Source organism: Oerskovia jenensis (assembly GCF_016907235.1).
Taxonomy (GTDB): Bacteria; Actinomycetota; Actinomycetes; order Actinomycetales; family Cellulomonadaceae; genus Oerskovia; species Oerskovia jenensis.
This window is the reverse complement of the sequence record NZ_JAFBBO010000001.1, coordinates 1,545,246-1,570,717: the sequence shown is the minus strand read 5'-3', so window position 1 is coordinate 1,570,717 and position 25,472 is coordinate 1,545,246. Positions and strand designations below refer to the sequence as shown.

The 25,472-nt window shown below is 73.0% G+C and carries 29 protein-coding genes; 27 read left to right on the top strand and 2 right to left on the bottom strand.

Annotation, left to right across the window (positions count from 1 at the left end; all coding sequences use genetic code 11):
- Positions 1-19 precede the first annotated feature (19 nt).
- The 27 genes from fliS (at position 20) to csrA (ending at position 22,729) form a co-directional block, all read left to right on the top strand.
- Complete coding sequence (fliS, locus tag JOD49_RS07065) at positions 20-445, top strand: flagellar export chaperone FliS (protein ID WP_205306543.1); 426 nt, start codon at positions 20-22, stop codon at positions 443-445.
- Positions 435-968, top strand: a complete 534-nt coding sequence (locus JOD49_RS07060; RefSeq protein WP_205306542.1) for a hypothetical protein — start codon at positions 435-437, stop codon at positions 966-968. Before fliS ends, JOD49_RS07060 begins: the two co-directional genes overlap by 11 nt.
- A gap of 222 nt (positions 969-1,190) precedes the next feature.
- Positions 1,191-1,532: a flagellar basal body rod protein FlgB gene (gene flgB, locus JOD49_RS07055; protein ID WP_205306541.1), complete on the top strand. Its 342-nt coding sequence runs from the start codon at positions 1,191-1,193 to the stop codon at positions 1,530-1,532.
- 1 nt (position 1,533) lies between these two features.
- On the top strand, positions 1,534-1,926 hold the full coding sequence (locus JOD49_RS07050) for a flagellar basal body rod protein FlgC (RefSeq protein ID WP_205306540.1): 393 nt from the start codon (positions 1,534-1,536) through the stop codon (positions 1,924-1,926).
- A 5-nt stretch (positions 1,927-1,931) separates the two neighbouring features.
- On the top strand, positions 1,932-2,273 hold the full coding sequence (fliE, locus tag JOD49_RS07045) for a flagellar hook-basal body complex protein FliE (RefSeq protein ID WP_205306539.1): 342 nt from the start codon (positions 1,932-1,934) through the stop codon (positions 2,271-2,273).
- A 1-nt stretch (position 2,274) separates the two neighbouring features.
- Positions 2,275-3,900, top strand: coding sequence for a flagellar basal-body MS-ring/collar protein FliF (gene fliF / locus JOD49_RS07040; protein ID WP_205306538.1), 1,626 nt, complete (start codon positions 2,275-2,277; stop codon positions 3,898-3,900).
- Positions 3,897-5,054, top strand: a complete 1,158-nt coding sequence (gene fliG, locus JOD49_RS07035) for a flagellar motor switch protein FliG (RefSeq protein ID WP_239525156.1) — start codon at positions 3,897-3,899, stop codon at positions 5,052-5,054. Before fliF ends, fliG begins: the two co-directional genes overlap by 4 nt.
- Positions 5,044-5,733 (top strand): FliH/SctL family protein, encoded by a 690-nt coding sequence (locus tag JOD49_RS07030; protein ID WP_205306537.1) that lies wholly within the window; start codon positions 5,044-5,046, stop codon positions 5,731-5,733. Before fliG ends, JOD49_RS07030 begins: the two co-directional genes overlap by 11 nt.
- A complete protein-coding gene (locus JOD49_RS07025) occupies positions 5,730-7,223 on the top strand; it encodes a FliI/YscN family ATPase (RefSeq protein ID WP_205306536.1) in 1,494 nt (497 codons plus the stop codon). The genes JOD49_RS07030 and JOD49_RS07025 overlap by 4 nt, the downstream gene beginning before the upstream one ends.
- Positions 7,223-7,660 carry a flagellar export protein FliJ gene (locus JOD49_RS07020; RefSeq protein WP_205306535.1) on the top strand — a complete coding sequence of 146 codons (438 nt, stop codon included), beginning with the start codon at positions 7,223-7,225 and terminating at the stop codon, positions 7,658-7,660. The genes JOD49_RS07025 and JOD49_RS07020 overlap by 1 nt, the downstream gene beginning before the upstream one ends.
- Positions 7,657-8,397 carry a C40 family peptidase gene (locus JOD49_RS07015; protein ID WP_239525155.1) on the top strand — a complete coding sequence of 247 codons (741 nt, stop codon included), beginning with the start codon at positions 7,657-7,659 and terminating at the stop codon, positions 8,395-8,397. Before JOD49_RS07020 ends, JOD49_RS07015 begins: the two co-directional genes overlap by 4 nt.
- The gene (locus JOD49_RS07010; RefSeq protein WP_205306534.1) at positions 8,394-9,890 is read left to right on the top strand and encodes a flagellar hook-length control protein FliK; all 1,497 of its coding nucleotides are present in this window, start codon (positions 8,394-8,396) and stop codon (positions 9,888-9,890) included. The genes JOD49_RS07015 and JOD49_RS07010 overlap by 4 nt, the downstream gene beginning before the upstream one ends.
- Positions 9,891-9,902: 12 nt before the next feature.
- Positions 9,903-10,421: a flagellar hook assembly protein FlgD gene (locus JOD49_RS07005; RefSeq protein WP_205306533.1), complete on the top strand. Its 519-nt coding sequence runs from the start codon at positions 9,903-9,905 to the stop codon at positions 10,419-10,421.
- Positions 10,422-10,436: 15 nt separating this feature from the next.
- Positions 10,437-11,618: a flagellar hook protein FlgE gene (locus tag JOD49_RS07000; RefSeq protein ID WP_205306532.1), complete on the top strand. Its 1,182-nt coding sequence runs from the start codon at positions 10,437-10,439 to the stop codon at positions 11,616-11,618.
- A gap of 240 nt (positions 11,619-11,858) precedes the next feature.
- Positions 11,859-12,164 carry a flagellar FlbD family protein gene (locus JOD49_RS06995; protein ID WP_205306531.1) on the top strand — a complete coding sequence of 102 codons (306 nt, stop codon included), beginning with the start codon at positions 11,859-11,861 and terminating at the stop codon, positions 12,162-12,164.
- A gap of 5 nt (positions 12,165-12,169) precedes the next feature.
- On the top strand, positions 12,170-12,943 hold the full coding sequence (locus JOD49_RS06990) for a motility protein A (RefSeq protein ID WP_205306530.1): 774 nt from the start codon (positions 12,170-12,172) through the stop codon (positions 12,941-12,943).
- Between the two features lie 101 nt (positions 12,944-13,044).
- Positions 13,045-13,851, top strand: coding sequence for an OmpA/MotB family protein (locus JOD49_RS06985; protein WP_239525154.1), 807 nt, complete (start codon positions 13,045-13,047; stop codon positions 13,849-13,851).
- Positions 13,852-13,913: 62 nt separating this feature from the next.
- Complete coding sequence (locus JOD49_RS20695) at positions 13,914-14,813, top strand: flagellar motor switch protein FliM (protein ID WP_307822431.1); 900 nt, start codon at positions 13,914-13,916, stop codon at positions 14,811-14,813.
- 3 nt (positions 14,814-14,816) lie between these two features.
- Positions 14,817-15,521: a flagellar motor switch protein FliN gene (gene fliN, locus JOD49_RS06975; RefSeq protein WP_205306528.1), complete on the top strand. Its 705-nt coding sequence runs from the start codon at positions 14,817-14,819 to the stop codon at positions 15,519-15,521.
- A gap of 4 nt (positions 15,522-15,525) precedes the next feature.
- Positions 15,526-16,284, top strand: coding sequence for a FliO/MopB family protein (locus JOD49_RS06970; protein ID WP_205306527.1), 759 nt, complete (start codon positions 15,526-15,528; stop codon positions 16,282-16,284).
- On the top strand, positions 16,281-17,129 hold the full coding sequence (gene fliP, locus JOD49_RS06965; RefSeq protein ID WP_205306526.1) for a flagellar type III secretion system pore protein FliP: 849 nt from the start codon (positions 16,281-16,283) through the stop codon (positions 17,127-17,129). The genes JOD49_RS06970 and fliP overlap by 4 nt, the downstream gene beginning before the upstream one ends.
- Position 17,130: 1 nt before the next feature.
- Complete coding sequence (locus JOD49_RS06960) at positions 17,131-17,406, top strand: flagellar biosynthetic protein FliQ (protein WP_030152072.1); 276 nt, start codon at positions 17,131-17,133, stop codon at positions 17,404-17,406.
- Between the two features lie 5 nt (positions 17,407-17,411).
- Entirely contained in the window at positions 17,412-18,164 is a 753-nt protein-coding gene (locus JOD49_RS06955) for a flagellar biosynthetic protein FliR (RefSeq protein WP_205306525.1), read from the top strand.
- A complete protein-coding gene (locus tag JOD49_RS06950) occupies positions 18,164-19,405 on the top strand; it encodes an EscU/YscU/HrcU family type III secretion system export apparatus switch protein (protein ID WP_205306524.1) in 1,242 nt (413 codons plus the stop codon). The genes JOD49_RS06955 and JOD49_RS06950 overlap by 1 nt, the downstream gene beginning before the upstream one ends.
- A 137-nt stretch (positions 19,406-19,542) precedes the next feature.
- Positions 19,543-21,612, top strand: a complete 2,070-nt coding sequence (locus JOD49_RS06945) for a flagellar biosynthesis protein FlhA (RefSeq protein ID WP_205306523.1) — start codon at positions 19,543-19,545, stop codon at positions 21,610-21,612.
- Positions 21,584-22,423 carry a hypothetical protein gene (locus JOD49_RS06940; RefSeq protein ID WP_205306522.1) on the top strand — a complete coding sequence of 280 codons (840 nt, stop codon included), beginning with the start codon at positions 21,584-21,586 and terminating at the stop codon, positions 22,421-22,423. The genes JOD49_RS06945 and JOD49_RS06940 overlap by 29 nt, the downstream gene beginning before the upstream one ends.
- A 48-nt stretch (positions 22,424-22,471) precedes the next feature.
- A complete protein-coding gene (gene csrA / locus JOD49_RS06935; RefSeq protein WP_307822430.1) occupies positions 22,472-22,729 on the top strand; it encodes a carbon storage regulator CsrA in 258 nt (85 codons plus the stop codon).
- 116 nt (positions 22,730-22,845) lie between these two features.
- On the opposite strand, the gene JOD49_RS06930 is transcribed toward csrA, so the two are convergent.
- A complete protein-coding gene (locus JOD49_RS06930; protein WP_205306521.1) occupies positions 22,846-24,120 on the bottom strand; it encodes a serine/threonine-protein kinase in 1,275 nt (424 codons plus the stop codon).
- Positions 24,121-24,273: 153 nt separating this feature from the next.
- Positions 24,274-25,230, bottom strand: a complete 957-nt coding sequence (locus tag JOD49_RS06925) for a hypothetical protein (protein WP_205306520.1) — start codon at positions 25,228-25,230, stop codon at positions 24,274-24,276.
- Between the last annotated feature and the right edge of the window lie 242 nt (positions 25,231-25,472).

Below are 25,472 nucleotides of genomic sequence, written 5' to 3'. Positions count from 1 at the left end.
CTCCCGCGAAGGAACCCCCGTGACACACCTCGCCCAGAGCGCCTACGGGCGTGACGCCATCCTCACCGCGTCGCCCGCCCGGTTGCTGACCATGCTCTACGACCGGCTCGTGCTCGACCTGCGCCGGGCCGAGGTCGCGCAGGGCGAGGAGCGTTGGACGGCAGCCTCCGAGCAGCTCCTGCACGCGCAGGCGATCGTCGCCGAGCTCATGGGTTCGCTCGACACCTCGGTCTGGGACGGAGGCGAGGACCTCCTGGCCGTGTACGTCTACGTGCACGAGGCCCTGGTCGCGGCCAACGTCCACCGGGACATCGCCCGCACGCACGAGGTGCTCGAGCTGGTCCTGCCCCTGCAGGAGACGTGGCGCCAGGCGGCCGAGGTGCTCCCCGCAGGGCACGACAGCGCCTCGTCCGTGCGTGGTGGCGGAGTGACCGGTGTCGCCTGACGTGCAGTCGGCGCTCGTGCTCGCGAACACGGTGACGCCGACCACGTCGACTGCGCCGACCACGTCGATCGCGCCGGCCGACCTGCCCACCGTGCCGCACGACCTGCACACCGCGCCGGGCGCGCTGGGTGCGTCAGACCTCTCGGTCACTCCCGAGGCGCGCAGCGCCCCCGGTGCACCGGGGGCCGTCGCACCGGCTCCGGACCCGGCTCCGGCTCCGGTGGATCCTCACGCCGACTGGTCCCGCGTGCTCGACGAGCTCGCCGCGATGTCGGCGCAAGCGGGCCCCGACGCGGGGATCGACGTGATGAACAGGCTCGTCCGCTGGAGCCCTCCGACGGACCTTGGACGTCTGCCCGCCGTGCTGGTGGACCGAGCGCTCGAGGTCCTCGCCGGCCACGCGCACGTCGTCGAGCACCTGCACGAGGCCGTCGCGGAGAACCGCCGACACGTCCGAGCGCTGTCCGCCGTGCCCACCGTGCACGACGCCCCGGCGGCCGCCTACCTCGACGTCCAGGCCTGACCCCCTCCGAGCGCACGCCCGGCCCGGGCGGCGACGGCTGACCTCCGACGGCCCTGCATAGGGCTCGAAGTGACACGACGACGCATCACTTCGCCCGCGAACCGGGGCGGTGTGCGCGACGCACGACGGCCGCCCGGCGGCCGAGAGTTCACGGTGAGCACGGACGGCTCACCTCGCAGGCCATGGGACGGCCGACACCTTCGACGTGGGGATACCGCGAACGTGTTCGACTCCGTGACCTCCTTGGCGCTCCAGAGCGCGCTCGACGGGCTCTCCGCCCGCCAGCGCGTGATCGCGGAGAACGTCGCCAACATCAACACCCCCGGGTACACCGCGAAGCGGGTGCAGTTCGAGGAGGCGCTGGCCGCGTCGGTCGCCTCGGGCGAGGGGCGCGTGGCGTTCAGCGTGTCGCGCTCGCTCGAGCCCACCCAGCTCAACGGTTCGAACGTCAACCTCGACACCGAGACGCTGAGCAACATCGACACCGTGCTGCGCTACCAGTTCGCGACGCAGGCCGTCGGCGGCGAGGCGAACTCGCTGCGCACGGCGATGAGGACGAGCTGAGATGACGTTCGACGCGATCGGTATCGCCAGCACCGGACTGACCGTGCACCGCAAGTGGCTCGACGCGGTCGCCGACAACCTGTCCAACGTCAACACCGTGACGTCGACCGACGACGCCGCGTTCCGCGCCCGCTACGTGACCGTCCAGGAGGGCGGGAACGACACCCCCGGCGCGTTCGTCGCGGGCGCCGCCTGGGGCAGCGAGGAGGGACGGCTCACGTACGAGCCCGACCACCCGCTCGCCGACGAGGACGGCTACGTGCGCTACCCGGACATCGACATGTCCGAGCAGATGGGCAGCCTCATCCTGGCCCAGCGCGGGTACCAGGCGAACGCGGCGGTCGTCGACCGCGCCAAGACGGCCTACGAAGCAGCACTCCAGATCGGGAAGTGAGCCCCATGCCTGTGTCTCCCATCGAGCCCACGACCGCGACCGGCTACCTGTCGGGCGCCGAGGCCGCGTCGGCGCTGTCCGCGCTGTCGCCGACGGAAGCCCCCGCGTCGACCGGACGGGTGGGCGCGAGCGCCTTCGCCGAGGTCCTCGGCGGTGCCGTCGACAACACCCAGCAGCTGCAGGCCGCCTCGAACGAGCTGACGATCGCCGCGGTCTCGGGCGACCTGGCCGACATCCACCAGGCGACGATCGCCTCGACGCGGGCGGCGGCCACCCTCGAGCTCGTCGCGACCGTGCGCAACAAGGCGGTCGACGCGTTCAACGAGATCATGAGGATGCAGGCCTGACATGCCGGAGAAGATCAAGTCGTCGTTCGGGCGCGCGTTCGGCGCCGTCCGCGACTTCACGATCGCGCAGCGCACGCTCGCGGTCCTCGCCCTCGCGATCCTCGCGGTCGCCGTGGTCGCCCTCGTGTCCTGGGTGTCGCGACCGAGCTACGCGCCCCTGTACTCGGGCATGTCGAGCGCGGACGCCTCGGCGATCGTGGACCAGCTCAGGTCCCAGGGCGTTCCCTACCAGCTGTCCGACGGCGGAGCGACGGTGCTCGTGCCCGAGGAGCAGGTCTACGAGCAGCGGCTCACGGCCGCCGCGGCGGGACTGCCCGCCGACGAGTCGACCGGCGGGTACTCGCTGCTCGACGAGATGGGCGTGACGTCGAGCGAGTTCCAGCAGGACGTGACGTACAAGCGTGCGCTCGAGGGCGAGCTGGCTCGCACGATCGGCGCCATGGACAACGTCTCGACCGCGACCGTGCAGCTCGCCATCCCGGAGGCCACGGTCTTCGCCGCGGAGAAGGGCACGCCGACCGCGTCGGTGTTCGTCGCCCCGACCCGCGGGAAGTCGCTCGCGCCCGAGCAGGTCGAGGCCATGGTCCACCTGGTGTCGGCGTCGATCGACGGCATGTCGCCCACCGACGTCGCGGTCGTGGACCAGAGCGGGGCGGTCCTCTCGGAGGTCGGTGCGGGCACCCGGTCGTCGGGCAAGCAGGCCACCGAGTACGAGGAGCGCACGGCCCGATCCGTGCAGGCCATGCTCGACCGGGTCCTGGGCGCGGGGAACTCGACCGTCGCGGTGACGGCCGAGATGGACGTGTCGAGCTCGGAGCGCCTCGAGGAGAAGTTCACCGCTCCCGAGAACGGGCCCGTGCTCAACGAGTCGACCACGACCGAGGAGTACTCCGGCACCGGCGGAGGCGGAGCAGGCGTGCTGGGGCCGGACAACATCGCGGTCCCGAACGGCGGGACCGGTGACAGCACCTACACCTCCCAGGACGCGACGCGCAACAACGCGGTCGACAAGACCACCGAGACGACGACGCGGCCCGCAGGAGCCCTGACCCGCCAGACCGTGTCGGTCGCGCTGAACGCCGACGCGGCGGGCGCGGGCAACACCGCGGCGATCACGAGCCTCGTGGCGGCCGCGGCCGGCATCAACCTCGAGCGGGGGGACGTCGTCGAGGTCGAGCGTCTCGCGTTCGACACCGGTGCGGCCGAGGCGGCCTCGGCCGCGCTCGCCGCCGCCGAGGCGGCCGCCGCCGCCGAGAAGCAGGGCCAGATGCTGCGGACCGGCGCGATCGTGACGGGCGTCCTCCTGCTCCTCGTCCTGGGGCTCGTGGTCTGGTCGAGGGCTCGCCGTCGCCGCGAGCGCCGTGAGACGGTCGACATCGCCGACCTCGAGCTGCGCCCCGTGCACGACGGCGTCGACGAGTTCGGTCCGATGCACGGTGGCCGTGACGACGGTGACGGCCTGCTCGAGCCGGTGCCCACGCGCCCCGAGATCCAGCCTCCGACGCCCCGGTTCTCGAGCCTGGACCAGCGTCGGGCCGAGGTGGACGCGCTCGCCGGGGCGGACCCCGACAAGACGGCCGAGTACCTGCGGGTGCTCCTCGCCGAGGACCGGGCGGTGCGGCGATGACGGTCACGACGAACGCGCCGGGCACCGGCGTCCAGGACACGCTCGTGGGACCGCCCGGCGGGACCGGGGCGAACGTCACGCAGACGATCACGGTCGATGCCGTGGACTCCGGGGAGTCGCGCCTGCCGGTCGAGACGATGCGCCGGATCGCGGCCATGTCCGGGGTCCAGAAGGTCGCGCTCGTGCTCATGCAGATGACGCAGGAGCGTGCCGCCACGGTCATGTCGCTGTTCTCCGAGGAGGAGACGGGCGAGGTCGCCGCGGAGATCATGCGCACCCAGGTCGTCGATCCCGACCTCGCGGTCGCGGCGCTCGACGAGTTCTACGACATGGCGTTGTCCGGCAGCCCGCGACCGCGTGGTGGCAAGGACCTCGCGGTGGGTCTGCTCGAGGCCTCGTTGGGGGCCGACAAGGCGGCCGACGTGGTCGAGCGCCTCGTGGCGAGCATGCAGGGCAAGGCCTTCGAGTACCTGGACGGGACCGAGCCGGGGCAGATCATCTCGCTGCTCGACGGCGAGCACCCGCAGACGGTGGCGCTCGTGCTCGCGCACCTGAGCGCGACCGTGGCGTCGTCGGTGCTGGCCAACCTGGCCGACGACTACCGGACCGACGTGGCGCAGGCGCTGGCCACGATGGGTACGGCGTCCCCGGAGGCGGTCAAGCTCGTCTCGGACCAGTTCCGGGCCCGCATGGGCGCGAGCATCGTGCCGCGTCAGCCGGTCGAGATCATCGGTGGGGTCCAGCCTCTCGTGGACATCATCAACCGCTCGGACGTGGCGACGGAGAAGGCGCTCCTCGAGGGCCTCGAGGCGCGCGACCCGGCCCTCGCCGACGAGGTGCGTTCGCGCATGCTGACGTTCGAGGACATCGCCTCGTTCGAGGCGCGCGACGTCCAGATCATCCTGCGCGGCGTGGAGATGGCCGTGCTCGCGCTCGCGATGAAGGGCACGACCGCGCGGGTCGTGGAGGCCGTGACGACCAACATCTCGGCGCGCAACCGCACGCTCCTCGACGAGGAGATCGCGGGGCTGGGTGGCGTGCGCGTGAGCCAGGTCGAGGAGGCGCGGGCCGAGATCGTCCGCATCGTCCGTGACCTCGAGGCCGACGAGAAGATCACGATCCACCGTACGGACGGTGACGAGCTTGTCTACTGAGGCGGCGTTCGTCCCGAACGCGGTGCCGGTGCTGCACAGCTCACGGGTCCAGGAGGTGGAGTCGTCCGCGTCCGCTCGTGGTTACGCGGCGGGGTACGCAGCGGGTGCGCGTGCCGCGCAGGAGGGGGTGGACCGGCTGCGGGCCTCCCTGGAGGAGGAGCACGCGCGCCGGGCCGCCGAGCAGGTCGAGAGCATCCGGCGCACGGTCACGCTGCTGCACGAGGCGGTCCGAGCGCTCGCCGGTCGCACCGTACCGGTCGTCGAGGCCGCCCAGGACGCCGTGCTGGGTGGGGCACTGGGTCTCGCCGAGGCGATCGTCGGCCTGCAGCTGACCGACCGGGCGCACGCGGCGCACGCGGCGCTCGCCCGGGTGACGTCGACTCTCGAGGGGGCCGTCGTCGAGGTGCGGCTGCATCCCGAGGACGTCCGGCTGCTCACCGAGGCGGGGGTCGAGGAGCCTGCGCTCGTGCCCGACGCGACGCTCCGTCGAGGGGACGCCGTCGCGGAGCTCGAGCACGGCTTCCTCGACGCCCGCATCGGGACGGCGGTCGAGCGTGCCCGGGCCGAGCTCGCGGTGCTCGTCGAGGTCGCGCAGCGCAGCGAGGGGGCGGGTCTCGACGAGGCTGCCGGGCGTCGTGCCGCCGACGCCCGACCGGACGCCCGGAGGGTGGGGGCATGACCGCGATCGACGTGGCCGAGAAGACCCCGGCCCACGCGTCGGCGGGACGCGCCGCGCCGGCCGGGTCGTCGGTGCCGGACGCGTCGTCGACGCCGGTGCAGCCGCCCGCTTCGGGGTCGCACGGGGCGCACGAGGCGCCCGGGGCCGCGGCCGACCACCCGGGGAGAGCGACGTGGCGCCCGGCCGCGCTCGACGAGCTGGCTGCGGCCGCGCGCCCCGAGCGGGTCGGCGTGGTCACGTCGGCGGTCGGTCTGAGCGTCGAGGTCGCGGGGCTGCGGTGCGCGCTGGGGGACCTGGTGCACATCGGCGAGGCGCCGCGCGTCGTCGCGGCCGAGGTCGTGGCGACGTCGCAGGGGCTGGCCCGGTGCATGCCGCTCGGCAGGCTGACCGGGGTGGGCGCGGGTGCGCCCGTGCGCACGAGCGGCACGGGCATCCTCGTCCCCACGGGACGCGGCCTGTTCGGCCGGGTCATCGACGCGCTCGGGCGGCCGGTCGACGGCCTGGGTCCTCTCGTGAGCGACGTCCGCGTACCGGTCGACAACGAGGCGCCCTCGGCCATGGACCGCGCCCGCATCGACACGCCGCTCCAGACGGGGGTCCGGGTGCTCGACTCCCTCGTGACGCTCGGTCGGGGGCAGCGCATCGGCCTGTTCGCGGGTTCGGGAGTCGGCAAGTCCTCCCTGCTGTCGATGGTGGCACGCGGGACGGACGCCGAGGTGTCGGTCATCGCCCTGGTCGGCGAGCGTGGTCGTGAGGTCCGCGAGTTCCTCGAGGACGACCTCGGCCCGGAGGGGCTGGCGCGGTCGGTCGTGGTCGTCGCGACGTCGGACGAGCCGGCCATGATGCGCCGTCGGGCCGCGTTCACGGCGACCCGGATCGCCGAGGCGTTCCGCGACGAGGGGGCCCACGTCGTCCTCATGATGGACTCGCTCACGCGCGTGTCCATGGCGCAGCGCGAGATCGGGCTGTCGGTCGGCGAGCCGCCTGCGACGCGCGGCTACCCGCCGTCGACCTTCTCGCTCATGGCGAACCTGCTCGAGCGGGCGGGCACGGGCGTGCGTGGCTCCGTGACGGGGATCTACACGGTCCTGGTCGACGGTGACGACCACAACGAGCCGATCGCCGACCAGGCGCGTTCGATCCTCGACGGGCACGTGGTGCTCGACCGGGCCATCGCGGTGTCGGGGCACTACCCGGCCGTGGACCCCCTCGGGTCGATCTCCCGCGTCGCGTCCCGCGTCACGACCCCCGAGCAGAGGTCGCTCGCGCTGACCCTGCGCAAGGTGCTCGCGGCGCGCCGCAAGGCGCAGGACATCCTCGACATCGGGGCCTACAAGAAGGGCACCGACCAGCTCGTCGACGCCGCGCTCGCCCACGAGCGCGAGATCGACGGCTTTCTCCAGCAAGCCATGACGGACGGCACACCGGCCGAGGAGTCGTGGTCGCGCCTCGCGCGACTGACCGAGGCCCTGATCGACGGGGAGGCGTGATGAACACGAAGTTCCGGCTCGCGGGGGTGCTGCGGCTGCGGCAGCTCGAGGAGGACACGGCCAAGGCGCGGCTCGCGCGCGCCCACGCGGACCTCGCGCAGACCGTGGAGGAGGCGGGCGGGCTCTCGGCGTACCTCGAGTCGTCGCCCGACCGCGCGACCACGGGGGCCTCGCTCGCCGCGATCGCGGCCTCGCGGGCCGCGACGAGCGCGATGTTCGCTGCTCTCGAGGCCGAGGCCCGTCGCAAGGCGAGCGAGGTCGACGCGGCGTTCAGCGGGCTCCAGGGGGCCCGGACCGCGCGGCTCGGGCTCGAGAAGCTGGCGGACCGTCACGACGAGGACGTCGCGCGCGCCGAGGGCCGCGCCGAGCAGGTCACGCTCGACGAGGTCGCCTCGTCGACGTGGCGACCGACCACCGGAAGGACCACCGGAGCATGAGCATGACCCAGGCCCTGACTCGCGTCGGGGAGATCCGCACCGAGATCGCGACCCTCCAGGAACCTGCTGCGGCACGCGGTGCGTCGTCGTCGGGAACGGCGGGTACCGCCGCGGGCGCGGGCGCGGCGAGCGCGACCGACTTCGCGTCGGTGCTCGCGGCCGTGGGCGCGGGGGACGCCAAGGGCTCGTCCGACCTGTTCGGCAGCCTGATGTCCTCGCTCTCCGGCACCGGCACCGGCACCGGGTCGGGGTCGCTCGATCTCGCGGGCCTGTTCTCGTCGCTCTCCGCGACGGGGAGCGCGACCGCGGTCGGGGCGGGCGCGGCGCCGTCGGCGGGCATCGCGGCCACCGGCACGACGCCCTCGGGCAGCGCCGGGGCGATCCTCGAGACCGCCAAGCAGTACCTGGGCGTGCCGTACGTCTGGGGCGGGGAGAGCCTGGCCGAGGGCGGTCTCGACTGCTCCGGGCTCGTCCAGCTCGTGTTCGGCGCGCACGGCATCGACCTGCCGCGGGTCGCGCGCGACCAGATGCGTCAGGGCACCGAGGTCGCCTCGCTCGCGCAGGCGCAGCCCGGCGACCTGATCGTGCAGCGGGGTGGCAAGCACATCGGCATCTACCTGGGCGACGGGCAGATGATCCACTCGCCCAAGCCCGGCCAGACGGTCGAGATCACGTCGGTCACCGATGCCTCCGTGACCACGATCCGTCGCGTGCTGGGCGCGGGGGTGTCGGCATGACCGCCGTGACGGCCTCGCTCGGGGCGATGCTCGCCCCGGCCGCCGCGCCGGGTGCGCGGCGTGGTGCGGGGGACTCGTCGGACGCCTTCGGTCGCTCGCTCGCCGCGGCGTCCGAGGAGGCTGCCGGGCCGGGGGACGCACCGACCTCCGGTGAGGGGTCGAGCGTCGTGGGCACCGTGCCCGACGGCGCCGCTCACCCGGTCCGGCCCGGTCGGCCCGGGACGTCGGGCGGCCAGGCGAGCCCCGGGGCGTCCCCCGAGGCGGCCGTGCCCGGTGCGGCCGTGCCCGGTGCGCCGGCGGGCGTCGTCGCGGGGACCGGTGACCCCGACGGTCCCGGTGAGAGCACCGGCGTCGAGGGGGACGTCGCGCCCGACGAGCAGCCGGTCCCCGTCGTCCCCGTCGTCCCCCCGCTCGTGCCGCCGGGCGCGGCCGAGCTGCCGGTTCCCGTCGGCCTGCCGGGGGACCCCGGTGCCGCCGGCGTCCCCGGTGCGGTGACCGACGTCGTCGGGCCGTCCCCTGCTGGTCCGGAAGAGCAGGCCGTCGTGCCCGTGCCACCGGCAGGCAGCGCGGCGCTGCCCACGGACGGGTCCGCGGAGCTCCTCGGGCACGTCACGGCGCAGGGCACCGGGCTGCGCGGGGACCCGACGGGGACGCCCGCGGCGGGCGGGACGGCGGCCTCCGCCCAGCCGGTCGGCACCGCCACCGTGCCTCCCGCCCCCGCCGGGCAGCCGTCCGGCGGGGGAGCGGGGGGCTCGTCCGACGGTGCCCGACAGTTCCCCGGCGCACCGGTGACGGCGGTGCAGGGCCCCCCGCAGGGTCCCGGAGAGGTTCCCGCCGGCACGGTCTCGGGCGCCGCGTCCGAGACCGACGGGGGAGCCGACGGCGCCCCCGCGCCGACGACGGCGCTCGGCCAGGTCGTCCCCGCTCCCGTGCCGGTGGCGCCGACCCCGGTGAGCACCGCCGTCGGGCCGGTGGTCGCGGCCACGCCGCCCAGCCCCCAGGCGGCGCCCACGCTCCACGCCCAGGTCTCCGGGCCCGTGTTCCAGCTCCTCGCCGCGGGCGACGGCGACCACGTGCTCACGTTGTCGGTGACCCCCGACAACCTGGGCCCCGTGACCGTCCGTGCCCACATCGCGGGCGGTGACCTGCGCATCGAGCTGTTCGCCCCGCACGACGCGGGCCGTGAGGCCCTGCGCGCTCTCGCGGCCGAGCTCCGCCGTGACCTCGCGGGCATCGCGCCCTCGGCGTCGCTGTCGGTCTCGGACGCGAAGGAGGCGCCGGCGCAGGGGAGCGGCCACCAGGCCGGGCCCGGCAACGGCTCCGCGGGGGACGCAGGATCCGGTACCGCCGCACGCCCCGGCGACCAGCACCCCTGGCAGTCCCGACCCGGCACCCGTCCCGGCGTGCCCGGGGCGACCACCGACCCGACCATCCAGCCGACAGTGGACGACAGGACGCCGGGGGCCGCCCGGCGCCTCGACGTCCTCGTCTGAGAGAGGAACGACGTGCCGGTCACCCCCGTCACCGGCCCGATCTCCGCCCCCGTGGAGACCGCGCCCCGCACGCAGAACGTGCGTGCCCCCAAGCAGGAGTACGACAGCGAGCTGTTCCTGGGTCTGCTCGTGACCCAGCTCCGCAACCAGGACCCGTCCAGCTCCATGGAGACCAGCGAGATCGTCGCCCAGACGACGTCGCTGGCCATGATGGAGTCCCTCAGCGCCATGCGGACCCTCGTCGAGGACTCCGCGGTGCGACAGCAGGAGGCGTTCGCGCTGCAGATGCGCGACGCGGCCGCCACCCTGCTCGGCAAGAAGGTGTCCTACCTCGACGCGGACGGCGTCGAGCACACGGGCATCGCCACGGCGGTGTCCTACAAGGACGCCGTCCCCACGGTGACGATCGGCGACAAGAGCATCGCGCTCGACAAGGTCTCGGGCGTCACCGGCACGGTCAGCACGGATGCCACCGAACCCCCACCCGCCACGGACGGCGCAACCGACAGCCAGGCCGGCGCAGCCGCCTGACCCGAAAGGACTCTCGTGCTCCGTTCTCTCAACACCGGAATCTCCGGCCTGCGTGCCCACCAGAACATGCTGGACGTGACCGGCAACAACATCGCCAACGTCAACACGACGGGCTTCAAGTCGTCCCGGACGCAGTTCCAGGACACGCTCTCGCAGCTCGTCGCCGCAGGCGTCGCCCCCGACCAGCAGGTCGGTGGCGCCAACCCGGCGCAGATCGGCCTCGGCGTCACGACCGCGGCGATCACGACGCAGTTCACCCAGGGTGCGTCCCAGCCCACGGGCGTCCCGACCGACCTCATGATCGACGGCGACGGGTTCTTCGTCGTGGAGAGCGGCGGGCAGCAGCTCTACACCCGCAACGGGGCGTTCGACTTCGACGCCAACGGTCGGATGGTCAGCGCCGACGGCGCGTTCGTCCGCGGCTGGACCGCCGTGGGCGGGGTCGTCAACACCAGCGGCCCCCTCGGCCGGCTCACGATCCCCGTGGGCGACGTCGCACCGCCCGAGGCGACGACGAGGATCGCGCTCGGCGGCAACCTGCCCGCCGACGCCAAGGACGGCACCAAGGTCGTGCGCGACATCGAGATCTTCGACGAGCTCGGCACGTCGACCAAGATGTCGCTCGAGTTCAGTGCGACCGGCGGCAAGTGGTCCGTGAGCGCGCTCGACACCGCGACGGGCACGGTCGTCGAGGGACCGCAGGCGCTGACCTTCACGGACGGTGCCCTCACGGGCGGCGGCTCGCTGACGGTCGCCGGCGTGGCCATCGACCTCGGCACCGTGACCTCCTACGCGGGCCTGTCGAACATCGCGGTCTCGGCCAAGGACGGGGCGGCGGCAGGAGCGCTCACGTCCTACTCGGTCTCGGGGAACGGCTCGATCGTCGGTACCTACTCGAACGGCAAGACGGCCGTGCTCGGACAGGTCGCGCTCGCGACGTTCACCAACATGGGCGGACTCGAGAAGGCGGGCGGCTCGACCTACGCGGCCACGCAGTACTCGGGAGACGTCCTCGTCGGCGGCGCCGGCGACCAGGGCATGGGGTCCATCCAGGCCGGCTACCTGGAGATGTCGAACGTGGACCTCTCGCAGGAGTTCACCAACCTCATCGTGTCCCAGCGCGGGTTCCAGGCGAACTCGCGCGTCATCACCACGTCCGACGAGGTACTGACCGAGCTCGTCAACCTCAAGCGGTGACGCCCACCGCGCGCGGGGCGGCGCGCGGTCACCACGGCGCCCCCGGGACAGCACGTCCCGGGGGCGCCGGCATGCTCCGGGCGGCCTGACCGGTTCAGCCACCCTGCCCGTTCACGAGAGCCCGAGGGCTGCCGAGAGTACGGATCAGCGGGGTTCGGCCGATCGGCGGCGCACCGCCCCCGAGAGGCACGGTTCGACGCCCCTCACCCTCTCCGACCGACCCGACCCGAAGGTGGAACCGTGATCGTCCTCACGCGCTTCAGCTCCGAGCGCATCGCGATCAACGCGGACCTCGTGGCCCGTGTCGAGACCAACCCGGACACCCGGGTCACGCTGATCGACGGTTCTCGATACATCGTCACCGAGTCGATGGAGGACGTGATCCGACTGGTCGAGGACCACAAGGCTCGCGTCCTCCTGCTCGCGCAGTCCATGTCCATCACCGGTGAACGGACGCCGCTCGGCATCGTGCCGACCCGGACCGAGACGGAGGCCGACGACCGCGCCCCGGTCGCCGTGACCCCGCTCCCCGCCCCGAGGAAGTAGGCCCCATGGATCCCGCAACCATCATCGGCATCCTGTTCGCGTTCGGTGCGCTCGTCGCGATGGTGCTCCTCGAGGGCGCACAGATCACGTCGATCCTGCTGCCCGCGCCGATCATCCTCGTCTTCGGCGCCAGCATCCTCGTCGCCGTGGCGTCGGGCACGGTGCGCGACGCGCTGCAGGCGATCAAGGCGCTGCCGAGGGCCTTCGTGAGCAAGCCCGCCCGTCCGGCCGCCGCGATCGAGGAAGTGGTGCGGGCGGCCGAGATCGTGCAGAACGACGGCGGCCTCCTGGCGCTCGAGGCGGAGTCCCAGAAGACCGACGACCCGTTCCAGCGCAGCGCGCTCCAGTCCTTGGCCGACGGCGCGGACGCCGACCAGCTCCGCACCCTGCTCGAGGAGAGGATCGAGACCAAGAGCCGAGAGGACGCGATCGCGTACGACTTCTACAACGCGATCGGCGGCTACGCCCCGACCATCGGCATCGTCGGGACCGTCGTGTCGCTCACGCACGTCCTGGAGAACCTGTCGGACCCGGCCGAGCTCGGCCACATGATCGCGGCGGCGTTCATCGCGACCCTGTGGGGCATCCTGTCCGCGAACTTCATCTGGCTGCCCATCGGCGCCAAGCTCAAGCGCATCTCCGACCTCGAGATCCAGCGGCTCGACGTCCTGCTCGAGGGGTACATGTCGATCCAGGCCGGTTCCCGTGCGCGCGTCATCGACGAACGCCTCAAGACCATGGTCCCCGACTGGTCGCTGCCGCCGGGCAAGGCCGCCTGATGAGCCGCCGCGGTGGGCACGGCCGGGGCAGGCGAGGCGGCGGCGGGGGCGGCGGTGGAGGGCACGACACGAGCGGCAGCGGTCGCTGGATGGTGTCCTACATGGACATGGTCACCGTCATCATGTGCCTGTTCATCGTGCTGTTCGCGATCAGCTCGGTCGACCAGGACAAGTACCAGGAGCTCAAGTCCTCCCTCGCGGCGGGATTCGGCACGATCGAGGACGCGGACGTCGTGGAGGCGGTCATCGACAACCCGGCCACCGAGCCCCCCGACGACGTCGAGACCGACCTCGAGAAGGCCATGGCGGAGGTCACGGACCTGACCGCGCTCCGCGACGCGATGGCCAGGAGCCTCGACGCCTCCGGCAAGACCGAGACGGTACGGTTCGAGATCGACGAGCGCGGCCTGACCGTCCGCCTGGTGTCCGCCGACACGTTCTTCTCTCCCGGCAGCGCCGACCTCACGGACGAGGCACGAACCGTCCTGCAGATCGTGGGCCCCGTGCTCGCCCCGACGCCCTACGAGATCCAGGTCGAGGGCAACGCCGACTACAAGGCGACGGTGGGCTCGCGGTACCCGACGAACTGGGAGCTGTCCTCCTCCCGTGCCACCGCGGTCCTGCGCCACCTCGTCGAGCAGAGCAGCCTCACCGAGCATCGCATCGCGGCCGTGGGCTTCGGGTCCGCCCGCCCGCTCGCGGCGGGGACCGAGCCCGACGCGCTCGCCGCCAACCGTCGCGTCGACATCATGGTCCTCTCGGCCCAGCCCGAGGCCGTCCGCGCGCTCATCCCCGAGGTCCTCGGCGGCACGCTCACCGCAGCGGACGTCCCGGCCGCGGAGGAGGCGCAGCGCGCGGCCCTGGCGAGCGCGGCCGAGGCAGCACGGGCGGCGGCCGAGCAGGACTGACTCTCGACCGGGCTCCGGCCGGCGCGCAGGCTCTGCGGCGCGTGCGTGCATAGGAGACCGACGTGAGCACGACGACACCCGTCAGGGTCCAGGGTCCCGCCGAACGGCGCAAGGTCGAGGTCTACGACTTCCGTCGTCCGACGACGCTCGTGCGTGAGCACCACCGCATCCTCGAGATGGCGTTCGAGAGCTTCGCGCGCCAGTGGGGCACGCAGCTCACGGCGCGCGTGCGGGTCGTCTCGCAGGTGAGCCTGGCCGCGGTGACCATGCGCACGTACGACGACTACGTCGCCGACCTGCCGGTCACGACCGCGGTCGTCGTGTGCGAGATCGACGGCATCAACCCGCGCGCCGTGCTGCAGTTCCCGCACACCGACGCCCTGACGTGGATCGCGCACATGCTCGGCGCCGGCCCCTACATCCCGGCGATCGACCGCAAGTTCACCGACGTCGAGCGCGCGCTCGTGACCTCGCTCGTCACCGAGACCCTGCGCGACCTGCGGCACTCGATGGGCCGGCTCCTGGAGACCCCGCTGAAGATCGGCTCGATCCAGCACAACTCGCAGTTCGTGCAGGCCGCGCCGACCGCCGAGCTCATGATCGTGGCGGAGTTCAACCTGCGCGTCGGGGACGGTCCGTGCACGGCGACCCTGGCCCTGCCCGCGATCGCACTGCTGCCTCATCTGGGCGAGGCGAACCCGGCCGACGACCCCGCCGACGCCGCCGCCCGCACCAGGCGGCACCTCGCCCGGTCCCTGGTCGACGTCACGGTCGAGCTGTCGAGCGCGGTCATGACTCCCGTCGAGGTCGTCGACCTCGCCGTCGGCGACGTCATCCGCCTGCCGCACAACCGCTCCCGCCCGCTCGACGTCATCGTCGACGGCCACGTCCTGGCACGCGGTGCGGTCGGCTCGTCCGGCTCGCGCCTCGCCTGCCGCATCGTCACCACCGAGGAGAACTGAAGCATGAGTACCGCCACCACCGCCGACCGCACGGCCGTCGAGGCCGCGGCGGAGGCCGCCCGGGCGCTCGTCGAGCTCATCCCGACGAGCACCCCGCTCTCCGCCGCGATCTCGGGCGGGGCACCGGTCGGCCCGCAGGCAGTGACCGCCGTCGTCGCCTCGTACGTCGGGGACACGGGCACCGACATGGCGCTCGCGCTCATCGACGAGTCCTCGCTCGCCGACGCGTCCGAGACCCCGACGCTCGACATGACCGATCTCCTGCGCCCGGCGCTCGAGGCGGCCGGCGCCACGACCGGCGTCGGGGTGCTGGGCGACGTGCGCGTCGCCGACGCGACCGAGCTCTTCGAGGACGAGGGGGCCGTCGTCTTCGAGCTCTCCGTGGGGGGCGGGCCGACCGCAGGGTGGTTCGTCGTCCGCACGCGCAAGACCCTGCGCGGCCTGCCCGACGAGGCCATGACGGGCAGCAGGCTCGCGCGCATCTCCAACGTCGAGATGAGGCTCGCGGTCGTCGTCGGGCACACCCGCATGCCCGTGCGCGAGGTGCTCAACCTCGAGCCCGGTGCCGTCGTCGAGCTCGACCGCTCGGCCGGAGCGCCCGCCGACGTCCAGCTCAACGGCCGGACCATCGCCAAGGGGGAGGTCGTGGTCGTCGACGGCGGCGACTACGGCGTGCGGATCACCAAGATCCTCGACGCGGACGACTGAGCCCGTGGACGTCACCACCGTGCTGCGGGTCGCCTTCTCGTTGGCGGTCGTCATGGGGCTGCTGTGGCTGTCGTACCGGGTCGCCGACCGGAGCAGGCGTACGGCTCCCGGGGGTCGTGGCGCGCAGCTCACCGTCGTCGCCCGCCAGGGACTGAGCCAGAAGAGTGCCGCGGTGCTGCTCGACTCGGGCGGTACCCGGTACCTGCTGGGGGTCACCGAGTCGTCGGTCACGGTGATCGACCAGGGGCCTGCCCCCGTGACCACCGCAGCGGTCGTCCCCGCGAGCCCCAAGCACGCCGTGCGCGACGTCGCGGGGGCGCGCACCGGACCGTTCAACGTGGTGAAGTCGACGACCGGGCAGCAGTCCGTGGCCGACCCGCTCGGTGGAGCCGAGGTCGCTCCCGCGGCAGGGGTGGTCCAGGCCGCCGCCGTCGGCCAGGTCGACGCCGACGGCCCGGCAGAACGGGTCCGGCGTGCCGATCCTGCCGGGCCGGGACCGACCTTCGACGAGGCCGTCCTGGCCGCGCAGGTCTGGCTCGACGAGGCGCCCGTCCCGCGGGCCGCCGCCCCGACGCTGGTCACCACCACGACCGGCGGCCCGGCCGGCACGGCCGGCATGGTGCCCGCTGTGCCCGCGTTCGCGAGGGTCGCTGCGCCGTCGGGCGTGGGCTCGGACGTGCTCGACCCGACCACGGTGCGCTCGCTCCTGGCTGTCGACACCTGGCGACAGGCCGCCCGCGCGGTGTGGGGGCCCCGGCGATGACCGTCGTCGCCCCGGCCCGCCGGGTCCCGCGCGGTGCGGTGACCCTGGCCGTCGCGCTGCTGCTCGTCGCGCTCGTCCTCGTCGCGACCGTGCTGCTCGCGCCGTCCGCGAGCGCGGCCCCGACCGACCCCACGGCACCCACGGCCCCGGTCGACCCGACCGCCCCCGACGGTGGCAGCAGCTTCTCGGTCGAGATCAACGGACCGAACGGTGAGCCGTCGTCGTCGCTCGTGACGCTCGTGGGCATCACGCTGCTGTCGCTCGCACCGACGCTGCTGCTCATGATGACGTCGTTCACGAAGGTCTTCGTGGTGCTGTCCCTGACGCGCAACGCGCTCGGCACGGGGACCGTCCCGCCCAACATGGTCCTCGCGGGGCTCGCCCTGTTCCTGTCGATGTTCATCATGTGGCCCGTGTTCGGCGACATCAACGACGCGGCCGTCCAGCCCTACCTCGAGGGCACCACGACGTTCAGCCAGGCGCTCGACGCGGGCGCGGCCCCGCTGCGCGAGTTCATGCTCGCCCACACGCGCGAGGAGGACCTCGCGCTCATGACGCGCGCGGCCGACCTCGACAACCCGGCCACCATGGCCGACGTCCCGCTGACCACGCTCGTCCCGGCGTTCGTCATCTCCGAGCTGCGCGCCGCGTTCATCATCGGCTTCGTGATCTTCGTGCCGTTCCTCGTGATCGACCTGGTCGTGGCCGCGGCGCTCATGAGCATGGGCATGATGATGCTCCCGCCCACCATGATCTCGCTGCCGTTCAAGCTCCTGCTGTTCGTCCTGGTCGACGGGTGGGCGCTCATCACGACCTCGCTCATCGGCTCCTACGGGGTGGGGTGACATGGAGACCTCGGCCGTCCTGGACATCGCCACGCAGGCGATGATCCTTGCCGCGAAGCTCGCGGCCCCCGTGCTCATCACCTCGCTCGTCGTGGGGTTCTCGATCTCGCTCGTGCAGTCCGTGACCCAGATCCAGGAGGTCACGCTCTCGTTCGTGCCCAAGGCGGCCGCGGTCGCGGTCGCGCTCATCGTGTGCGGCAACTGGATGATCGGTGAGCTCGTCTCGTTCACGCACGCGATGTTCGACCTCATCCCGTCGCTGCTGGGCGGCGGCTGACGTCTGTGACGTTCGACATCGACCAGGCGTGGCTCCAGGCGACCCTGCTCGCCGGGGTCCGCCTGGCCGCGTTCATGATGCTCGCGCCGCCGTTCTCCCACCAGGCCATCCCGCGCCAGGTCCGCGCCATCCTCGCGGTGTCCCTGGGCCTCGTGGTCTCGGGCCGGGTCGCCCCGACCTACGAGGCCGTGGGCACGGGCACGTTCTTCGCCCACCTGATCGCGGAGGCCACGACGGGGGCCATGCTGGGCGCGCTCGTCATGATCGTCTTCTCGGCCGTGACCGCGGCCGGCTCGCACCTCGACCTGTTCGGGGGCTTCTCGATCGGTATGGCCTTCGACCCGCAGACCAACGTGAGCGGCTCGCAGTTCACGCGCCTGTTCGCCCTGGCCGCGGTCGTCCTGATGTTCACCTCGGACGCCTACCAGCTCGTGATCCTCGGCCTCGCACGCTCGTACGACGTCGTGCCCGTGGGGGCGTTCGCGGAGGTGCCCGCGGAGTCCTTCATCGACGCGCTCACGGGTTCGTTCGTCGCGGGGCTCCAGATCGCCGGGCCCATCGTCGTGGTCCTCTTCCTGGCCGACGTCGGCCTCGGTCTCGTGACCCGGGTCGCGCCCGCCCTCAACGCGTTCGCGCTCGGGTTCCCGCTCAAGATCTTCCTGACCCTCTCGCTCGTCGGGACCGTCCTCATCGCACTGCCCCACGCCCTGTCCGCACTGACCGAGCAGGCCCTGAAGCTGATGGGAGGCGTGGGCTGATGGCGGACACGTCCGAGGAGAGGACCGAGCAGGCCTCCGAGCGCAAGATGAAGGAGGTCCACGAGAAGGGCCAGCTCGGCCGGTCGCAGGACCTCACGGCCTGGGTCGGCATCGCGGTCGCAGGGGCCCTGCTGCCCCTGACGCTCAGCAGGGCGGCCGGGGCGGCGACCGAGCAGGTCCTGTCGATCCGCACCGTGATCGACAACCCCGAGCCGGCCGTGGCCGTGGTGCTGCTGCAGGAGGCGCTCGGCTCGATCCTGCCCACGATCGGGGTGCTGCTCGGGGCGGTCGCGCTCGCGGCGATCATCGGCTCGGTCGTGCAGGGCGGCCTGCATCTGAAGAAGTTCCGCGGCGAGTTCCAGCAGTTCAACCCGGTCAGCGGGTTCAAGCGGATCCTCGGGCCGCAGGCGCTGTGGAACGGCGTCAAGGCCCTGCTCAAGACCACCGTCGTCGGGGTCGTGCTCTACGTCGTGATCCAGTCGCTCATGCCCGTCCTGCTGTCCGCGGGCGGGCTGCCCGTGGCGTCGCTGCTCGAGGCCGCGGGGTCGGGTGTGCGGGCGCTGCTGCTGTGGGCGACCGCGGCGGGGATCTCGCTCGCGCTGCTCGACGTGCTCGTCGTCGCCAAGCGCAACCGCAAGAAGACCCGCATGACGAAGAAGGAGCTCAAGGACGAGCACAAGAACAGCGACGGCGACCCCATGGTGAAGTCGCAGCGCCGGTCGATGGCCCGCTCGCTGTCGCGCAACCGGATGCTCGCCGCCGTGGCGGACGCCGACGTCGTCATCGTCAACCCCACGCACGTCGCGGTCGCGATCCGCTACGAGGCGGGCAAGTCCGCGCCCCGTGTCGTCGCCAAGGGTGCGGACCACCTGGCGGCGCGCATCCGCGAGAAGGCCGAGGAGGCGCGCGTGCCCATGGTCCGCGACGTCCAGCTCGCCCGCGCGCTCCACAAGGTGTGCGACGTCGGGCAGGAGGTGCCGGTCGAGCTGTACATGGCCGTCGCGCGCGTGCTCGCGTTCGTCATGGCCCTGACCCGCCGCGGTGCCGCGGTCTCCTCGGTGCCGCACCGGCTGGGTCGTCCGGCGATCGCGCCGGGGGAGTGGCCGCCCGACGACGACCCCGCGCACGCGGGCGACCCTCCGGCGACCGCACGGCCGGACGGCGCGGCCGGTGCGAGGAGCGCGGCCGGTGGACCGCCCCCCGGCGCGCGCGACGACGTCGGGCCCGGGCGTACGGCGTGACGCGTCCGAGGACGAGGTGCGCCGCGCCCTCGCCCGACCTGCGCCACCGGCGGCCCGTGCTGCCGTCGCCGCGACGTGCATAGGGCCTCGCGGCAGCACCTGCCACCGCTCCGGACCGGGAAGGACCAGGGTTCCGCGTGAAGAACCGCTCCCTCGCCGCGATCGCCGTACCTCTCGGCGTCGTCGGCATCGTGCTGCTGCTCGTCGTGCCCATCCCGGCAGGGATGCTCGACGTGCTGATCATCGTCAACATCCTGCTCTCGCTCGTGATCCTGCTGACGTCGATGTTCGTCACCAAGCCGCTCGACTTCTCGGTCTTCCCGTCGCTGCTGCTGGTCGCGACGCTGTTCCGCCTGGGCCTCAACGTCGCCTCGACCCGCCTCGTGCTGGGCAACGGGTACGCGGGCGAGGTCATCAGCGCGTTCGGCCACGTCGTGGTCAACGGCAACCTGGTCATCGGGATGGTCGTGTTCCTCATCCTGGTGGTCATCCAGTTCCTCGTGATCACCAAGGGTGCCGAGCGCGTCGCGGAGGTCGGGGCGCGATTCACGCTCGACGCGATGCCCGGCAAGCAGATGGCGATCGACGCCGACCTCAACGCGGGCCTCATCTCCGAGACGGACGCCCGCGCGCGGCGTGCCGAGGTCTCGGCCGAGGCCGACTTCTACGGCGCGATGGACGGCGCCTCGAAGTTCGTCAAGGGCGACGCGATCGCGGGGGTGGTCATCACGATCATCAACCTGGTCGGCGGGATCATCATCGGCGTCGCCATGCACGGCATGCCGATCGGCGAGTCGGTCGACACGTACTCGATCCTGACGATCGGCGACGGCCTCGTGACCCAGGTCCCGGCGCTGCTCATGGCCGTGGCCACGGGCATGATCGTGACCCGCTCGAACTCGGGCGAGGGCGACGTCGGGTCGCAGGCGTCGAGCCAGCTCGTCCAGTCGCGCCAGGCCGTGGCGATCGCAGGCGTCGCGTCGTTCGCGATGGCGTTCATCGAGGGCATGCCCAAGCTGCCGTTCATCGTGCTCGGGATCGGGCTCCTCGTCGCGGCACAGCAGATCAAGGCGCGTCAGGAGCGGGTCGAGGTCGCGCGGGCCGCAGCCGAACAGCTCGAGAAGGGCGCGGCAGCGTCGTCGGACGGCACCGAGAACCTCATCGAGCAGATGCGCGTGCACGCCCTGGAGATCCTGCTGGCACCCGACCTGGTCGACCTCGTCACGGGAGCGCACGACGACCTCCTGGGGCGCGTGCGCGCCCTGCGGCGCAAGATCGCGATGGACCTGGGGGTCGTCGTGCCGCCCGTGCGCACGCGCGACTCGATCGAGCTCGTCGCGTCGACCTACGCCGTACGCATCGCGGGGGTCGAGGCGGGCCGCGGGCAGGCGCCCGCGGGCAAGGTCCTCGCGCTGGGCGACAACCTCGCGTCGCTGCCCGGGCAGGCCACCGTCGACCCGGTGTTCGGCATGGAGGGCAAGTGGGTGCCCGTCGAGATGCGTCACAGCGCCGAGATGGCGGGCGCCACGGTCGTGGACCGCGTCTCGGTGCTCGTGACCCACCTGTCCGCGATCATCTCCGCCAACGCAGCGCGGCTGCTCTCGCGCGAGGACGTGCGCGTGCTCACCGACGAGGTCAAGCGCACCAACCCTTCGGCGGTCGACGAGCTCACACCGACCCTGCTGTCCCTCGCCGAGGTCCAGCGGGTGCTCCAGGGACTGCTCGAGGAGCGCGTCGCGATCAACGACCTGCCGCGCATCTACGAGGCGCTCGCGCTCGCGGCCAGGCGTTCCACCGACGCCGAGCACCTCGTCGAGTCGGCACGCGCCGCGCTGGGCCCCGCGATCCCCGCGCGCTACACGGTCGACGGCACGATCCGGGTCCTGACGATCGCCCCCGTGCTCGAGCAGGCCATGCTCGCGGGCCGGCAGCCGGGTGGCGAGCACGGCACCGTGATCGTCGTGGACCCGGCCAGGCTCGACGCGTTCCGCACCTCGGTCGCGGACGTCGTCGAGGCCGCCCGCGGCGCGGGCCACGACGTGGTCCTGGTGTGCGCACCGTCCTTGCGTCCGGCCGTTCGTCGCCTGGTGGCGACCCAGGTGGCCGACGTGGCGGTGCTCTCGTACACCGAGGTCACCTCGGGCAACGCCCTCATCGAGACGGTCGGGGTGGTGAACGATGCCCCGGCGATTGCGGCTCGCGGGTGACACCCTCGAGGCGATCCTCGACCAGGCGCGGCGGGAGCACGGCCCCGACGTGCGCATCGTGTCCGCAGAGCGGATCATCACCGGTGGCATCAAGGGGCTCTTCGGCCGGCAGCACTACGAGGCCGTGGTCGAGGTCGCGTCCCCGGTCCCGCCCCGCGCGACCGAGCACGCGGTCCAGTTCCCGGCCGCCCGCCGGGCGGGCATCGCCGCGCTGCTCGACGACGCCGACGACGCCGACCGGCTCGAGCCGTCCCGTCCGCAGGACCTCGAGGTGTCGACCGGGGGCGACGGGTTCGCCGCGATGCTCGACGAGCTGATCGCCGAGACCGCACTCCCCGAACCCGCCCGCGGTCCGAGGGAGACCGGTCCGTCGAGGGCCCCCGGGGACCTCGTCGCGCTCGTCGGGCTGGGTGGGGACGCCGTCGCCGTGGCGCGAGCGATGCGCGGGCGCCTCGGTCTCCTGACGGGCACGGCAGGGCTCGCGCTCGACGGCGAGTCCCCCCGGGTCGTCGACCGGCGCGGCGCGACCGAGGCACGGGCGCGCGGTGTGCACGCCGGCACCGCGACCGCGGTCGCCGTCGGCGTCGCGACCGACCTCGTCGACGGGCTCAGGGTGCTCGACGAGATCGCGCCCGAACAGGTGTGGGTCGTCGTCGACGCCTCGCGCAAGCACGCCGACACCGCGGCCTGGGTCGATGCCCTGCGCGGGGTCGTGCACGTGCACGCCATGGTCGTGGTCGGGCGATCGGCGACCCGGACCCCGGAGACCGTCCAGCTCCTCGGGCTGCTCGAGGGGTGGGACGCGGGCTGAGGGGCGGACGGCCCGCATAGGTGGTCGCGGAAGGTCAGGACGACATGCGTGAACGTCAGGAGGACGTCGATGCTGGTGCTGGGGCGCAAGGTGGGCGAGCGGATACTCGTCGGCGAGGACATCGTCCTGACGGTGGTCTCCGCAGGACGTGACGGTGTGCGGATCGGGATCGAGGCTCCCCGGGACGTGCGCATCCACCGCGCGGAGATCGTCGACCAGGTGGCCGAGGGCAACCGTGCCGCGGTCGCGGGCGACGGGAGCGCCGACGAGGTGCGCGCCCTGCTCGCGCTGCGCCCGGCCTCCTGAGCCCTCGACGCCTCCAGGGTCCTCGACGACGCGCCGCAGCACCCGCCGAGCCTCAGGAGCTCTCGGCAGCCGTGCGTGAGGCGTCGGCGCTCGTCCCGACCGGTCGTTCGCGTCGGCTAGGCGCGCGGGACCCCCGCGCCCTGGCGGCTGTGACGGCGTTCGCCGACCTTCCTGACCCGACCCCGCGACCTGTCCGACCCGTCACGCGAGCGGTGCCGGTCGCCTCGGTCGTCGTCCCGCCCCTGCCCTCGTTGCTCGTCCCGTCCGTGCCCGTCGCCGCGCCGATCGTCGTCGTCGTCCCGGTCGTCGTCCTCGTCGTCGCGCTCGTGCCACTCGCCGCGGCCCATGTCGTCGTGGTCGTGCCAGCCGCTGCCGTTGCCGTGGCGACCGCCCTCGGGCGGGGCCGGCGACCGGTTCGTCCCGGCGCCCGGGACAACGGGCGCGGCGGGCGCAGGGGGAGCCACGGGCACGGCGGGGGCGACGGGCGTCTCCTTCGCGGTGGGAGCCGGGGGCTGCTGCACCGGGGGTGCGGTGGGCGTGGGGGAGACGACGGGGACGGGGACGACCGCTTCGGGGTCCTTGACCTTGCCACCTCCGACGAGGTTGTCCCACAGACCGGCGATGGGCATCGTGAGGCGGTCGACGAACGAGACGTTCGACGTGCTCGTCCCGTCCGCGGGGCGCTCCTCCGCCGGGGCGACCGCCGCTCCGACCACGATGGTCACGGTCGACAGCAGGGCGGCGGTGCTCCACCGCAGGGAACGTCGAGGGATCTCGGCGCGGCCGAGGACCGTGACCGGTCGGCGGGCGTGTCGAGGGGGCCCCGACGGTCCGGCGTGCGTGGTGGCCACGAGCCCGGCCGGCGCCCTCACGACCCGCACCGGGGCGACGTCCTCCGGGGCGACGGCGAGCGGTGCGACGGTCGACGGAGCCCCGAGCGGGCGGACGGTGGCCGCGGTCGGTCCGGGAGCGACCGGGACGCCGGCGGTCGCGTTCTCGCGCACCGCGAGCAGGGTCGCGCGCTGCGCCGCGAGGCGCTGCCGGTAGGGGGCCACGGCGAAGACGCCCTGGGCGGCCGACCGGTGGACCGCTCGCATCGACTCCGCACGCACGGTGGGCGTCCAGCTCCGAGGATCGACGCTCCGTCGCCCCGCTGCGACGTCCCGCAGCAGGGCCTGCTGGGCGGTCGTCACGGCGTCGTGCGCTGCCGGGCGATCGGCGGGGGCCACCCGATGGGTCCGCACGACGCGTCGTGCCTCGCGGGCGAGCTCGACGGCGCGCGAGGCCACGAACTCGGCGATCGCGAGCTCACGGGCGTGTGCGGGCAGGGCGGCGAGACCGGAAAGTGCGTCGACCTCGATGGGGCGGCGCGCAGGACGGGCGTCAGACATACAGCGTTCTCTCCTGCCCACGGGCGTGCAGGCTGGTACGGCCGTGGACACGGCGGTGGTGCGGCGGTGCGGGCACACCTCGGCGCGACGTGCTCGCACCGTGGGGCGCCGTGCCCGCGCTCGAAGCAGCGGGGCACGGGCGGGGGACCGTGTTCACGCCGTCTCCAGGAGGTCGGTACCGATGCCCATCGCGCGCAGGCGGGTGGCGGCCAGCTCGCGGACCCGGTCGATGTGCGCCGCGGTGCTCCGGCGAGGCAGGCCCAGGGTCCGCGAGATCCACACGACCGTGTCCTGCCCCGGAAGCGGGCCGCTGCCGTACGCCTCGGCCATCCACAGGGCGGCGACCCTGCCCCGTGTCGGGTTCTCGGCCTGGGCCGCGTCGACCACCGAGCGCACCAGGGTGGGGGCCTCGACCGGGTGCAGCACGCAGTCGAGGTCGTCCTGGACGAGACGGTGGGAGTCGAGGTCCTCGTCGAACGAGAGCGCGCCGGACAGGGCGAGCTCGTCGGCCTCGGTGACGACCATCCCCTGACGCACGACGTCGGAACGTTGAGCGCCGAGCCGGTCGTTGGTCGCCTGCACGGCCTCCTGCACCGTCGGGACCGTGCCACGCAGGGCTGCGAGCTCGGCGCGGGTGCGGGCCAGCTCGCGGCGACGCCGCTGGGCCGAGACCATGCCCGACGCGGGCGCGGTCGTGTGATCCACGAACGACCGGACCTTGGGGCGCGCGGTGTAGACGACGATGGCCAGGAACGAGCGCATGGTGGCGAGGTAGGTCGGGTCCTGCCTCGACCGCTCGAGCATCTCCCAGACGGTCTCCGTGACGATCGCCTCGACGTCCTCGAGGTGCTGGGCGACCGGCACCGAGTTCGTGCGGCACAGCCTGGCGGCGATACGTCGCCAGTGGTCGCGGTGGCCGGCGATGAAGGTGGAGACCTCCGCGTCGTAGCGGGCGTCGTCGTCGAGCCCCACGATGCGCGCGACGTCCGAGCGCATCGCGTCGGAAGGCGCTTCGTGGTCGTCGTCGAGGGGCGGCTCCTCCGCGGCACGCAGGGAGCGCGCTTGACGTGCCCGGTCCGGGCACGTGCCGGATGGGGGCCGCACGTTCATGCCCTCAGCATGCGGCCGCTTCGCACTACTTTCACGTCTGAACACGGTTTTCACACCGGAGTTCACCCTCGCTGGTGCTATAGGTGGTGCCATGCTGGGACTTGCCGCGGCACGGGGTCCATAATTCACCCGTGCGGGCGGCGATTCGTGTCGTCCGCCCCTTCTGTGCCGGTGCCGGTGATGGATACACTTCCGCGTCGGCGATCGCTCGCCGACCTGGGCGCGGACACGCAGACGAGCAG

Bases quoted from the DNA above. Each gene is read 5' to 3' on its own strand.
- JOD49_RS06985 (WP_239525154.1), top strand. From the start codon at position 13,045: ATGGACATGGTCACCGTCATCATGTGCCTGTTCATCGTGCTGTTCGCG.
- JOD49_RS07010 (WP_205306534.1), top strand. From the start codon at position 8,394: ATGACCGCCGTGACGGCCTCGCTCGGGGCGATGCTCGCCCCGGCCGCC.
- JOD49_RS07020 (WP_205306535.1), top strand. From the start codon at position 7,223: ATGAACACGAAGTTCCGGCTCGCGGGGGTGCTGCGGCTGCGGCAGCTC.
- JOD49_RS06990 (WP_205306530.1), top strand. From the start codon at position 12,170: ATGGATCCCGCAACCATCATCGGCATCCTGTTCGCGTTCGGTGCGCTC.
- fliF (WP_205306538.1), top strand. From the start codon at position 2,275: ATGCCGGAGAAGATCAAGTCGTCGTTCGGGCGCGCGTTCGGCGCCGTC.
- JOD49_RS06940 (WP_205306522.1), top strand. From the start codon at position 21,584: ATGCCCCGGCGATTGCGGCTCGCGGGTGACACCCTCGAGGCGATCCTC.
- JOD49_RS06925 (WP_205306520.1), bottom strand. From the start codon at position 25,230: ATGAACGTGCGGCCCCCATCCGGCACGTGCCCGGACCGGGCACGTCAA.
- fliN (WP_205306528.1), top strand. From the start codon at position 14,817: ATGAGTACCGCCACCACCGCCGACCGCACGGCCGTCGAGGCCGCGGCG.
- fliG (WP_239525156.1), top strand. From the start codon at position 3,897: ATGACGGTCACGACGAACGCGCCGGGCACCGGCGTCCAGGACACGCTC.
- JOD49_RS06950 (WP_205306524.1), top strand. From the start codon at position 18,164: ATGGCGGACACGTCCGAGGAGAGGACCGAGCAGGCCTCCGAGCGCAAG.
- JOD49_RS07025 (WP_205306536.1), top strand. From the start codon at position 5,730: ATGACCGCGATCGACGTGGCCGAGAAGACCCCGGCCCACGCGTCGGCG.
- JOD49_RS06930 (WP_205306521.1), bottom strand. From the start codon at position 24,120: ATGTCTGACGCCCGTCCTGCGCGCCGCCCCATCGAGGTCGACGCACTT.
- JOD49_RS07050 (WP_205306540.1), top strand. From the start codon at position 1,534: ATGACGTTCGACGCGATCGGTATCGCCAGCACCGGACTGACCGTGCAC.
- JOD49_RS06960 (WP_030152072.1), top strand. From the start codon at position 17,131: ATGGAGACCTCGGCCGTCCTGGACATCGCCACGCAGGCGATGATCCTT.
- fliE (WP_205306539.1), top strand. From the start codon at position 1,932: ATGCCTGTGTCTCCCATCGAGCCCACGACCGCGACCGGCTACCTGTCG.
- fliP (WP_205306526.1), top strand. From the start codon at position 16,281: ATGACCGTCGTCGCCCCGGCCCGCCGGGTCCCGCGCGGTGCGGTGACC.
- JOD49_RS07015 (WP_239525155.1), top strand. From the start codon at position 7,657: ATGAGCATGACCCAGGCCCTGACTCGCGTCGGGGAGATCCGCACCGAG.